Annotated in this window: 12 protein-coding genes; 6 read left to right on the top strand and 6 right to left on the bottom strand. The window is 51.2% G+C overall.

Annotated elements, in window-relative coordinates; translation table 11 throughout:
- Positions 1-72: 72 nt before the first annotated feature.
- On the bottom strand, positions 73-717 hold the full coding sequence (locus NSU18_RS13175) for a hypothetical protein (protein WP_341019251.1): 645 nt from the start codon (positions 715-717) through the stop codon (positions 73-75).
- A 307-nt stretch (positions 718-1024) separates the two neighbouring features.
- On the opposite strand from NSU18_RS13175, the gene tkt reads away from it, so the two are divergent.
- The 3 genes from tkt to NSU18_RS13160 all read left to right on the top strand — a co-directional run bounded on the left by tkt (position 1025) and on the right by NSU18_RS13160 (position 5180).
- Complete coding sequence (gene tkt / locus NSU18_RS13170; protein WP_036727551.1) at positions 1025-3073, top strand: transketolase; 2049 nt, start codon at positions 1025-1027, stop codon at positions 3071-3073.
- Positions 3074-3116: 43 nt separating this feature from the next.
- Positions 3117-3434 (top strand): pyrimidine/purine nucleoside phosphorylase, encoded by a 318-nt coding sequence (gene ppnP / locus NSU18_RS13165; RefSeq protein ID WP_341019252.1) that lies wholly within the window; start codon positions 3117-3119, stop codon positions 3432-3434.
- A gap of 375 nt (positions 3435-3809) precedes the next feature.
- Positions 3810-5180 carry a M14 family metallocarboxypeptidase gene (locus tag NSU18_RS13160; protein WP_341149220.1) on the top strand — a complete coding sequence of 457 codons (1371 nt, stop codon included), beginning with the start codon at positions 3810-3812 and terminating at the stop codon, positions 5178-5180.
- A 100-nt stretch (positions 5181-5280) separates the two neighbouring features.
- Here the strand turns inward: NSU18_RS13160 and NSU18_RS13155 are convergent, their stop codons facing one another.
- The 5 genes from NSU18_RS13155 to NSU18_RS13135 all read right to left on the bottom strand — a co-directional run bounded on the left by NSU18_RS13155 (position 5281) and on the right by NSU18_RS13135 (position 9649).
- The gene (locus tag NSU18_RS13155; protein ID WP_341019253.1) at positions 5281-6033 is read right to left on the bottom strand and encodes an ABC transporter permease; all 753 of its coding nucleotides are present in this window, start codon (positions 6031-6033) and stop codon (positions 5281-5283) included.
- Between the two features lie 48 nt (positions 6034-6081).
- Positions 6082-6912: an ABC transporter permease gene (locus NSU18_RS13150; protein ID WP_341149219.1), complete on the bottom strand. Its 831-nt coding sequence runs from the start codon at positions 6910-6912 to the stop codon at positions 6082-6084.
- 27 nt (positions 6913-6939) lie between these two features.
- Entirely contained in the window at positions 6940-7755 is an 816-nt protein-coding gene (locus NSU18_RS13145; protein ID WP_341149218.1) for an ABC transporter ATP-binding protein, read from the bottom strand.
- Positions 7756-8185: 430 nt separating this feature from the next.
- The gene (locus NSU18_RS13140) at positions 8186-8677 is read right to left on the bottom strand and encodes a GNAT family N-acetyltransferase (RefSeq protein ID WP_341149217.1); all 492 of its coding nucleotides are present in this window, start codon (positions 8675-8677) and stop codon (positions 8186-8188) included.
- 72 nt (positions 8678-8749) lie between these two features.
- A complete protein-coding gene (locus NSU18_RS13135; protein ID WP_341023117.1) occupies positions 8750-9649 on the bottom strand; it encodes an NAD(P)-dependent oxidoreductase in 900 nt (299 codons plus the stop codon).
- 261 nt (positions 9650-9910) lie between these two features.
- On the opposite strand from NSU18_RS13135, the gene NSU18_RS13130 reads away from it, so the two are divergent.
- The 3 genes from NSU18_RS13130 (at position 9911) to NSU18_RS13120 (ending at position 12610) form a co-directional block, all read left to right on the top strand.
- Complete coding sequence (locus NSU18_RS13130; protein ID WP_036700477.1) at positions 9911-11266, top strand: glucose-6-phosphate isomerase; 1356 nt, start codon at positions 9911-9913, stop codon at positions 11264-11266.
- A 126-nt stretch (positions 11267-11392) separates the two neighbouring features.
- Positions 11393-12025, top strand: coding sequence for a YigZ family protein (locus NSU18_RS13125; RefSeq protein WP_341019258.1), 633 nt, complete (start codon positions 11393-11395; stop codon positions 12023-12025).
- Positions 12026-12028: 3 nt separating this feature from the next.
- Positions 12029-12610, top strand: a complete 582-nt coding sequence (locus tag NSU18_RS13120; RefSeq protein ID WP_341019259.1) for a TetR/AcrR family transcriptional regulator — start codon at positions 12029-12031, stop codon at positions 12608-12610.
- The last annotated feature ends 33 nt before the right edge of the window (positions 12611-12643 follow it).

Here is a 12643-nt window from a genome sequence, read left to right as displayed (position 1 = left end):
AAACCTTGTGACTTATGCTTCCTGCCATAATTTTATGTTTTACTAGGCATCAAGCGGACGGAGGGTGATCGTTCAGACGATTCCCTCGGCCCGTTCTTCATGCAGCCGCAGTCTTGTGGCTGTATATTCTGCCTGATCAACAGCTTGGGGGTTATGTAGACTGGAACCTCGGTGGGCCGCAGAATGACTCCGGTGCATATAGTAGGAGAGTTTGCCGCTGAATATTTTGTGGGCATTCAAGGATAACGCGAAATCCTCCGGAGTTACGAAGCAGGAGGGCTTGGCTACCGGATGAACAGCTGTTTCCTCAAATACAGAGGCGACGAACTGGGAACAGAAATAGGCGTTCTCCCGGTCAATCCGTATGTTCAGCAGCACACCGACCAGACCGAGCAGGTGATATTTATAGCGCGCCTGATTCTGCATCATACCCTGGACATGGTTATACATAGTGTCATACTCTTCCTCACTGACTCTAAGCTGGTAGATGGCACAGTCAGCACTGCTATAGAACGGATGGATGAAGTTCTCATGGATCAGCCCGGCGATAAAAGGGTTGTACACTTTTTTCCGGCCGAAGCTGTAGACCTCGCGCAGTTCACTGTCAAAAGCAATTGAGGCATGATTCAGCTCCGCTTTGGTGAACCATTTGATAATTCCGCTGAAGGCCGTGCCTGTTCCGGTCAGCACAATATAAATATCTCTGTTTGCAGTCATCTTCCGACTTCCTTTCTGCTGGAAATTATGGATAATCCGGCTAAAATTCCGCTGAGGTACTTCCATCTTACTGTATATATCCGCTTTGTAAAACAAACTTTAGTCTTAATTAGAAACTAGACTTAAGGCTAAGTCCCTGTATTCCTGTCTTGTATCTTCAAGTGGCGCCGGAAATCTGGCTTAAGAGTGTATAGACCCGGCAGAAGCCGCTAAATATAAGCTACAGCAAAAACAATTGGAAATGCTTCCACTTCCGTGATACAATAATAGTCAAAATGACATTCTTGATTCGAGGAGGATTATTGTAATGACTGAACAAGCAAAAGATCAAGCCATTCATAAAGAAGAAAACTCAACGGTGGACAACCTGGCCATCACTACAATCCGTACACTTGCCATTGATGCCATTGAAAAAGCAAATTCAGGACATCCAGGTATGCCGATGGGCTCCGCTCCTATGGGATACCAATTGTTCGCCAAGACGATGAATCATAACCCGGACCACCCGACTTGGGTCAACCGTGACCGTTTTGTGTTGTCTGCCGGACATGGCTCCATGCTCCTCTATAGCTTGCTGCATCTCAGCGGCTATGATCTGCCTATGGAAGAATTGAAGCAGTTCCGCCAATGGGGCAGCTTAACTCCGGGACATCCGGAAGTCGGCCACACTGCCGGAGTAGATGCAACAACTGGTCCGCTTGGACAAGGTATCGGTATGGCTGTAGGTATGGCAATGGCTGAAGCACAGCTGGGTGCCACTTACAATAAAGATGAACATAACGTGATTGACCACTATACCTACGCCATCTGCGGCGACGGCGATTTGATGGAAGGGATCTCTTCCGAGTCTGCTTCACTTGCCGGACACCTGAAGCTGGGCAAGCTGATTGTAATGTACGATTCGAATGATATCTCCCTTGACGGCAAGCTGAACCTTGCATTCTCCGAGAATGTTGCTAAGCGTTTTGAAGCTTACGGCTGGCAGGTTCTGCGCGTAGAAGACGGTAATGATCTTCCTGCACTGGCTAAGGCTCTTGAAGAGGCTCAAGCAGACAGCAGCAAACCTACACTGATTGAAGTGAAGACTGTCATCGGCTACGGCAGCCCGAACAAGCAAGGTAAAGGCGGACACGGCGGTACTCACGGCTCCCCGCTGGGTGCTGATGAAACGAAGCTGACAAAGGAATACTACAAATGGGTATATGAAGAAGATTTCTATGTACCGGATGAAGTCCGTGCCAGCTTTGCTGAAGTGAAGGCCAAAGGGATCGCTGCTAACAAAGCATGGGACGAGAAATTTGCAGCCTACAAAAAAGCATATCCTGAGCTTGCTGCACAGCTCGAAACTGCACTAAGCGGTGAGCTTCCTGCAGGCTGGGATGCCAATCTGCCATTCTACAAAGCAGAAGACAAGGCGGTATCTACCCGTGTGGCTTCCGGTAATGCACTGAACGGATTGACTGGCGGTATCCCGCAGCTGGTTGGGGGTTCTGCCGATCTGGAGAGCTCGACCATGACGCACTTGAACGGTCTGTCCCAATTCACCTCCGAATCCTATGACGGCCGTAACATCTACTTCGGCGTACGTGAATTCGGAATGGCTGCAGCTATGAACGGAATTGCCCTGCACACCGGTCTTAAGGTATTCGGCGGTACGTTCTTCGTATTCACAGATTACCTGCGTCCGGCTGTCCGTCTGGCTTCCATCATGAAGCTGCCGGTAACCTATGTGCTTACTCATGACAGTATCGCTGTCGGTGAAGACGGTCCTACCCATGAGCCGATTGAACAGCTTGCTTCCCTGCGTATCATTCCAGGTCTGACAGTTATTCGTCCGGCTGATGCCAACGAGACTTCTGCAGCTTGGGCATACGCCATGGAGAACACCGCTAATCCGGTAGCACTGGTACTGACCCGTCAGAACCTGCCGATCCTGGCTGGAACCGTAGACGGTGTGCGCGATAACATCAAACGCGGCGGCTATGTGGTATCTGATTCCAAGAACGGTACTCCGCAGGCACAGATTATTGCTACTGGCTCTGAAGTACAGCTGGCAGTTAAGGCTCAGGCTGCACTTGCCGAAGAAGGCATTGATGTTCGCGTAATCAGCTTGCCAAGCTGGGATCTGTTCGAGAAGCAGGATAAAGCATACCGCGATTCCGTTATTCTGCCTGAGGTGAAAGCCCGTCTGGCCATTGAAATGGCACAAACCTTCGGCTGGGAACGTTATACAGGCGATCAGGGCGACATTCTGGGAATCACTACCTTTGGCGCTTCCGCCCCTGGCGACACTGTAATCAGAGAATACGGCTTCACTGTAGAAAATGTAGTCAGCCGCGTAAAAGCGCTGCTATAATAGACGGATCTAAGGATCTATGAACAAAGGGGAGAATGAGCAGATGAGTCAGTTTACTAACGCGACAATTCAAAAAGCAGCCAATATTTATTACGACGGAAAAGTGACCAGCCGTACAGTTACTCTGGAAGACGGCACTAAGGTGACACTCGGCATTATGCTGCCTGGCGTATACGAATTCGGCACAGATGGCCCCGAGACGATGGAGATTCTCTCCGGCAAGCTCAAGGTGCTGCTTCCCGGCACTGAGGTGTGGAAGGACATTGAGGGAGCGGAGACCTTCCATGTTCCCGGCAACTCCAAATTTGCCCTGGAAGTATTCGCATTAACTGATTATTGCTGTTCTTACCCGATTGTATAAAAAAAGTATTGGAACACAGGAATCCCCTGGCAGCTTTGGCTGCCGGGGGATTTTTTGCAGATGGAATAGCATTCTATAACACGCTTGAGCTAAAATACACAATTCGACAAAAGATGGAGATATTTAATCTATTATTGACGAAATAGGTATATTCTCATATACTTCCACTATCCATTTGGGGAACTGGCACATTCTGCTAGGAATGATAGAGGAGATGAGAGGTTGGGAAAGTCAGGATTTTGCAAGGAAATACATAAGCTTACGTTGTTTTGGTTCGGTTGTTTAATACTATTATTGCTGTTATTTGTACCTGCAAGAATGACCTATGCATCGGCAAATATAGTGAATCCAAATCAGGTCTATTCCTATACTATTATGCAAAGGGATATTGAGAGGCTGGTGGCGCAATACCCTGATCTGGTATCCTCTGAATCGCTGGGAGCGACGGCATATGGGCGGCAGCTGTGGGCAGTGAAGCTCGGGCGGGGAGAATCCGCGCTATTCCTTAACGGCTCCCACCATGCCAGAGAATGGATGACCAGCAGTCTGCTGATGAAAATGATCGATACGTACGCTCAGGCCTATGATCACAATGAGACGATAGGCGGTCATCACGTGCGAAGTTTACTGGATGAAGTCAGTATCTGGTTCGTACCGATGGTCAATCCGGATGGGGTTACCCTGTCCCAGCAGGGTACAGCAGGACTGTCAGCAGATGTGGCTCAAATGCTGCGTCAGTATAATGGGAACAGCAGCAATTTCAACCGCTGGAAAGCGAACATGCAAGGCCTTGACCTAAACCGTCAATATCCGGCGAACTGGAAAGGCATAAAGAATGCCAGCTCATACCCCTGGTATCAGAATTATAAGGGAAAGAAGCCGGGGGAGGCTGCGGAAGTGCAGATGATGATGAATTTCACAGAGCGGATTGATCCGGAGGTGACTATATCCTATCATAGCTCGGGGGAGATTATTTTTTGGCACTTCAATACGATTAACAGCAGTTTGAACCGGGACAAGGCGATAGCCAGATCGCTTGCCGGTCTGACCGGATATTCTCTCGTAGCTCCTGAGAAGAATCCTTCGGGTGGCGGATTTAAGGATTGGTTCATCCAGGAGTACCGCCGTCCGGGATTCACCATTGAGATTGCAAGCTATGCGGGGGAGGGCAGCGTTCCCTTGAAACAGTTTGACGGCATCTGGTCCGAGAATAAGGCGGTTGGCTTATATTCTGCCAGACAATCCTATTCGTTGTGGCTGACTAAGCAGAAGGCACAGTATCTTCAAGAATCTATGAGTCTGCTGGCTGAAACAGAACTGTACCCGAAAGTAGGGGCTTCTGCTGGAGGTACACGTATTCAACCGCAACAGCTTCATGTTATTGTCCGGAAGGGTGACTGGTATCAGGTTCAGGCAGCGGAGGGGCTGGGATGGATTCATCCATCTCCCGGAAAGCTCACTGTAATTGAGGAGATCTCGGCGAATGCCGGCTGGAGCAATCGTATACCGGCCTATCAATACCCGGATGCTTACTCACCGAAAGTGACCTTCCTTGATCCGCAGACTGTAGCGGTATCGGGAAGATATGGGACCTGGCTAAGGGCTTCTGCTCCGGGCGGGAACTGGTGGATTGACGGGCGTAAAGTAACGATTAGCTGGCCCGAGAAGGCAGCGGAATCCGTTCCCCCAACAGATAGCGGACTAACCGGGGAAGAGCAGCCTGAGGCTGCTGAGGGTACTCTGTAATCCTTCACTAGTGCGTTACTGCAACACAGAGGCACAGCCGATATATCCGGCTGTGCCTGGGCGTTCACGCAATGGGTGCTTTTTTTGCATTTTTATTTTGTCAGCTCCCAGTGCTTTTGTAATGCCTCACGCCTATGCGCCAGACCAGCAGAGACACTCCGAGAAAGGCAGCTCCGGAGGGAAGCGAGAGGAAGCCCAGCCATCGGGGGTAATCCCAGCCGCAGACGGTGGCCGCCGGATAGAAGCTGATGAACAGCATGGGGAGCATGAAGCTGAATACGGATTTTAGCATCCGCGGCATATAGGGCTCCGGGCAGCGGGTAATCTGGTAGCTGGCATTGGTTAGCAGATAAATCCAGTCCAGCCCTTTGATAGTGAAAAAAGCAATCCCTGAGGTTAGCACGAATACACCGCAGTACATCAGACAGCCTCCGGCCAGCGCCATCGCCAGAATGCCGAGCCTGCCGGGCGTCAGCGGAACGCCGAGCTCTCCCAGCGCCCAGCCCGCCGCACAGATCCCTGTAAACGGCCGGACCAGCCGGTGCAGATGGAATCTGGAAGCGGCGACCTGGACGAACAGGGATCGTGGACGGAGCAGCAGCCGGTCGAAATCGCCGGAGCGCAACAAATGCCAAGGGAAATAATCAAAACCGCGGCATAGACTCTCGGCAAGTCCGAAGGAGGCAACCGCCAGCGAGTAGACCAGAATGATATGGGCAACAGTCCATTCGCCTACATTACCAAAGCGGGAGAACAACAACACGGTGGCGATGGGATCAGTGACTACTACGGTAAGCACCTGAATCAGCATCAGCCACCAGCCCTTATATTCCATACCGGACAGCAGATGCATCCGCAAGTATTTGCAATAAATTTTACCTTCAGCAAGCATATGTTACTCTCACCCTCCCTGGACGATAATGCTGTGCAGTCTGCGTTTCATGATCATCCGGCCCGCCGCGATAAAGATAAGGCTCCAGAGGATCTGCAAGCCTATGCCTGGAAGTGCACCGGCAGGTGCCACGCTTCCTATATAGAGCAGCAGAGGGATGTCGGCGAATCCGCCAAACGGCTGCAGGTACAGGAAGGTCTGCATGAAATCAGGCCAGAGCCGCAGGGGAAGGTAGGTGCCGGACAATATGCCGCTTAGCAGTAGAAGCATATAGGTCGGTCCGTCCCCCCAAGTGATATTCAGCCGGATCGCAGTCACAAGCATAGCGAAGGCCGAGCACAACACAAACGCCATCACTACCGACAGCAGAAAACAGAACAGTGCCGGCAGGGAGGCCGGCCCGCCCAGGGCATAACCGGCAGGCATCAGCAGACCGGCGAGCACGGTGGACAGTCCCCGCATCCAACTGGTGCCTAGCTTACCGGCCGAGCTTTTGACAAACCAGTGGGTGTACAGGTTCATGGGCCGGCACAGCTCGATACCGACGTCGCCGTTGTTGATTTTGCCCATGATTTCGCTGTCGATGTTCATACTCTGGAGTACAAACAGACCCTGGGCCAGCCAGACATAGGATATGGCCTGAGGAAGACTGAGTCCGTTATTGTTCCAGGAGCCATTGTCGCTGTATGTATAGAACACGGTGAACAGCACACATTCTATAAGCGCCCAGAACACACTGACCATCGTGCCCGATATGGCGGACACCCGGTACTGGAGCCCCTCTGCCATGCGGATTCGGAAGAGGGAGCTGCAAGCCCGGCATGTATTTCTAAAGTTCATTGTGCACCTCCTGATGGGTGGATGGGCTTAACCCAAAGCTAAGTCATTGTACATAGCCGCAATCATCGCATCCGTGTTCACTTTCATGACGACCTCCGGCGCATATTTCTGCTGCAGGCCTGAGAGCTGCCCGTCATAGAGCAGTTGCCCGTGCCCGATCACCATGACCCGCTGGCATAATGCCTCAATATCGTCCATATCATGTGTGGTCAGCAGCATCGTAATCCCGTACTTCCGGTTCTCTTCCTTCAGAAAATTGCGCAGCGCCAGCTTAGATACCGCGTCGAGTCCGATGGTTGGCTCATCCAAAAAGAGCAGCTTTGGCCGGTGCAGCAGTGCCGCCACCAGCTCACAGCGCATCCGCTGCCCGAGCGAAAGCTGTCTCACAGGGGTCCTTAAAAGCGCTTCCACACCAAGTGTTGCCGATAACTCAGATAGTCTTAAGCGGTAGTCGCCTGTGGGGATCGCATAAATATCCTTCAGCACGTCAAAAGAGTCTGCCACCGGAACATCCCACCATAACTGTGAGCGCTGGCCAAATACGACGCCGATCCGGGATACATGCTCTACGCGGTGCTTCCACGGAACCTTGCCCAGGATGGTACACTCTCCGCTGTCCGGCGTCAGGATGCCGCTCATCACTTTGACAGAGGTGGATTTACCGGCGCCGTTCGGGCCAATGTAACCTACCAGCTCACCCTCTTCAATATCAAAGCTGATGCCGCCGAGCGCGTCTACCCGGGTAACATTCCGCATAAATGCTCCTCTCAGCAGTCCCCATTTTCCTTCGGGCCGTTTGTACACCTTGAAGCTTTTGCGGATATTTCTCAATCTGATTTGCATAGCTGTCGCCTCCTTCGCGCAGAAGATCATATCATCAGGGGAGGGGAGGGGGACAGCCGCTTCGGGCGCCTTCTTGATCCTTGCTGCCCGGCTGACACGGGGAGAATCATTTATTTTCTTCATATTCCATAAAAATGCTTGTTATGTTGACATTTCTGTGCTATATTAATTTTATAGTTAACGCAAGGAAAACGTATGTTTTTTTGTATATGTACTGTAAAATAAACTACTCGTACCGGTGATGAAATCACCGGTATTTTTGCGTCCACACCCTAATTAGGCGGTCTTGCCATGAATGCAAAGAAAGGTGCCCTGGAATTCCAAGGCACCTTTTGTATGGGATGCGGGCAGAATGTATGCGGAAAACCGAACACATTCTTAGGTGTGGCACAAGGCAAAGGCTGGTTCACTTAATAGACTAATTCTGCTCTTAACGGCCTGCCTCTGTCAGCGGACTTCTCCGCTCATATTCCCAGATGCTCTCATTACTCTCAGTGTCCTTGGTCTCCCCGGTCTTTATGAAGCCGTGCTTCTCATAGAAGTGATGATTCCGGACGGCCCACGAGGGTGTATCCAGTGTCCAGCGCTTGGCCGTAGGGTACTGTACAAATAAGAAATGCAAAGCTTCATGCCCGAAGCCTTGATTCTGGCAGAGCGGATCGATAAAGATGCGGCCCAGATGACATTCCTTTTCTGCAGATGACGGGAAAATTATCATCCCGCCGACAATTTCACCATCCTTCAGGAGCTTGTAATAATGGCTCTGCTGCATCTGCCTGATCTGCCAAGACACCGAATCATAGCCTGGAGGGCCATCCTCTTCCTTATCCTGATAACAGCGGGCATCATCGTCGAAGGTTCTTTTTTGGACATCCGCCAACATGGCCGCATCTTCTGGCCGGGCCAGTTCAAAGGTTAGCATTGAAATTTCCTCCCCTGTTTACAATAGTGTGTAACACCATCATAAACAGATTCTGGAAAAGCCGCCGTTAGATTAGTTACCTTCTCCGATCTTCTTCCCGATCCAGTCCTCGTAGGATTTGACCACAGCGGACAGATCCTCGTCGCCGAAGCCGTGGTTGAAGCCTGCCTGGAACATGCTTTTGGCTACGCCGAGCATAGGGGAAGGAACGCCGGTGGAATCACTGAGCGAGGACGCCAGCTTGAGATCCTTGAGCATGAGGGCTAAGGAGAATTGGTTGCTGAAGTCTCCTTCGATGATCTTCTGGCCCTTCAGCTCGGCTTGCTTGCTGCCTGCTGAGCCGTTCTTCACCAGCTCCAGGAACTTGTCTGCGGGTACTCCGGACTTCACTGCAATGGAGAAGCCCTCGGCGAGTGCGACATTGTGAATGCCGACCATGGCATTGTGAGCCAGCTTGGCTACAGCGCCGCTGCCGTTAGCGCCCATATGCAGCAGCAGGCGGCCCATGGAGTCGAAGAGATCCCGGTGCTTCTCAATCACTTCGGCATGTCCGCCGACCATGAAGACCAGTGTGCCGTCGATAGCTGCCGGCTTGCTGCCGGTTACAGGGGCATCAAGGAAGCTGCCGCCCCGTGCTTCAACTTCAGCAGCGATCTCTTTTGCGAGTCCGGGGGAGATGGTGCTGGAATCAATCACAGTTGTTCCCGGCTGAAGGGTAGCGAGAATGCCATGGTCACCATAGAAGACTTCACGGATCGAATCATCGTTGCTGATCATGGTGATAATAACATCCTTGCCTTCCGCTGCTGCCTGCGGTGTGGCGGCTGTCCTCGCGCCTTCCTGTTCGAGAGGTTTGCATTTCGCTGCTGTACGGTTGTACACCGTAACCTCAAAGCCGCTTCGCAGCAGGTTCGACGCCATAGGTGCTCCCATTGTTCCGAGTCCGATAAAGCCGATGTGCTTCATTTCAATTCCACCTTTGCTCTCCTGAGATCATATTTATAGAAACTAAGTTTGCCTTCATTCTATCAGAAGGTTACAGCATGTTCCACAGAACAGGTATGCTTGTCTGCTTGGTAACCGCTTTCAGTGTTTTTTTCATAAACAGGGTTCGGAAAGCCGGGGATATGCCTTAAGACCTTGCCAGTCAAGGCAAATTAAAGTATTCTAGATTATAATGTTGCAACACACGGTGTCAAATCTAAAGAGATAAACAGGAGGCTACCATTACCGATGTCCAAGAAGATTAATTTTGACTACACCAAAGCCCTTTCCTTCTTCAGCCAGACCGAGATCGACTACTTCGCCGCTCCGGTGAAGCTGGCCCACGAACAATTGCATAACAAGAGCGGAGCCGGCTCCGATTACCTGGGCTGGATCGATCTCCCTACAGCGTATGACAAGGAAGAATTCGCCCGCATTCAGCAGGCTGCCAAGAAGATCCAGAGTGATTCGGAAGTTCTGATCGTGATCGGGATCGGCGGTTCTTATCTGGGAGCCCGCGCAGCTATTGAGGCGCTGTCACATTCTTTCTACAATAACCTGTCCAAGGACAAGCGCAAGACACCGGAGGTTTATTTTGCCGGTAATAACATCAGCTCTACCTACATCACGCATCTGCTTGACCTGGTAGAAGGCAAAGACTTCTCCGTGAACGTAATCTCCAAATCCGGTACAACTACCGAGCCGGCTATTGCTTTCCGTATCTTCCGTGCAGCACTGGAGAAGAAATACGGCAAGGAAGAAGCCCGCAAACGGATCTACGCTACAACAGACAAGGAGAAGGGCGCACTCAAGAAGCTGGCTAACGAAGAAGGCTATGAGTCGTTCATTATCCCTGATGATGTAGGCGGACGTTATTCCGTACTGACACCGGTAGGCCTTCTGCCTATCGCCGTAGCGGGAATTAACATTGAAGAAATGATGCAGGGGGCCGCAGCCGCAGCCGATGAGTTCAACAATCCGGATGTGGCTACGAACCAGAGCTATCAATACGCTGCAGTACGTAACGCGCTCTACCGCAAAGGCAAGACGACAGAAATCCTCGTGAACTACGAGCCGTCCCTGCACTTTGTCTCTGAATGGTGGAAGCAGCTGTACGGCGAAAGCGAAGGCAAGGATTTCAAGGGAATCTATCCTTCCTCCGTTGACTTCTCGACGGACCTGCACTCCATGGGCCAATTCATTCAGGAGGGTAACCGCAACATCTTCGAGACGGTTATTCAAGTGGAGAAGGTACAGCACCATGTAACGATCGAGAATGATCCGGATGATCTGGACGGTCTTAACTTCCTGACTGGCCAGACCATGGACTTCGTTAATAAGAAGGCGTTCCAGGGAACTATGCTGGCGCATACCGACGGACAGGTGCCGAACCTGATCGTTACCATTCCTGACCAGACTCCTTATACTTTCGGCTATCTGGTGTACTTCTTCGAGAAGGCTTGCGGAATCAGCGGATACCTGCTGGGTGTGAATCCGTTCGACCAGCCGGGTGTTGAGGCCTACAAGAAGAACATGTTCGCACTGCTGGGCAAACCAGGCTACGAGAAAGAAAAAGCAGAGCTGGAAGCCAGACTTACCGAATAGTCCCACTCTAACCGCAGATCATTCATAGTAAGAAAAGTCATCAGGGAGCAGTCCATAGGTAAACACTACCAGGGCTGCTCCTAATATATATCAAGTCATCACATGTAGAGTAAGGAATGGACAACAATGCTGGAACAATACCGGACGGTACGTACCCCCGGCTCGCGGGAGGTCGTAATCCGTAAATCACGCTTCATCGGGCATGTCATGCCGGTGGAGAACGAGGAAGAAGCTGTGCAATTTATCGATTCGATCAAGAAGCAGCACTGGAATGCTACGCATAACTGCTCTGCTTATATGATCGGGGAGAGGGATGAGATCCAGAGACAGTCGGATGACGGGGAACCGAGTGGTACGGCCGGGAAACCGATTTTGGAAGTAATCCGCAGCCAACAGGTGAAGAATGTCGCTATTGTAGTTACCCGTTATTTCGGAGGCATTATGCTGGGTGCAGGCGGGCTGATTCGGGCCTATACCGATGGCGCTGTACTGGCGCTTGCGGCCGGAGAGGTCATTACACGTGTGCTGAGACGGGAGGTATTCGTGGAAATCGAGTACACTTGGCTGGGCAAGGTGGAGAATGCACTGCGGAGCCGGAATATTCAGACCGGAGAGACTTTGTTTACGGATAAAGTTACACTGCTGTGTCTTCCGCGCAATGATGAAGGTGACGCATTTATCGCATGGATAACCGATCTTACGGAGGGGCAATCCCTCGTTACGGAAGGGCGGCGGCTTTACTACAGCGAAGGGGAATAGATTATGGCAAGAAGAGCAGTGGAACAGGAGTTGTCGAGAGAAAGAATTCTGGAGGCGGCGAGGCATCTTTTCATCACCAAAGGGTACCGTGCCATTTCGATGCGCAGCATTGGCCAGCACCTGGGTTACAGCCACGGCTCCCTGTATTACCATTTCAAAGAGAAGGCCGAACTCTTCTACGCCATTGTAGTTGAGGATTTCAATCATGTGGCTTCGCTGCTGAATGAGGCTATGACCACTCCGCCTGAAGAGGGAATGACCCGGGTGGAGCAGCTGATTATGGAGTTCATCCGGTTCGGGCTGGACCATCCGTATCAGTATGAGATCATGTTCATGATCCGCGACGAAGAGCTGCTGGCTTATTGCCGGGCAGAGCAGGGCCGATGTTTTGAGTTATTCGCAAGCATTGTCCGCCGTCATATGAAGGAAGAGGGATATGTGTCGGAGGACTGGCAGAATGTGCCGCTGACCTTATTCTTATCTGCCCACGGATTTATTTCCTATTATATTCAGGATAAAGTATTGTTCGAAGATGTGAAGCAAGTTGCTCTGACACATGTCAAGGTATTAAGCCGCAGTTTATAAAAAGCTGTTTTTTTTAACAGCTTGTACTTTAGA

Source organism: Paenibacillus sp. FSL H8-0048 (assembly GCF_038002825.1).
In the GTDB taxonomy this organism is placed as follows: Bacteria; Bacillota; Bacilli; order Paenibacillales; family Paenibacillaceae; genus Paenibacillus_AQ.
The sequence above is the reverse complement of the archived record's forward strand: the minus strand, read 5'-3'. Positions and strand labels throughout refer to the sequence as shown.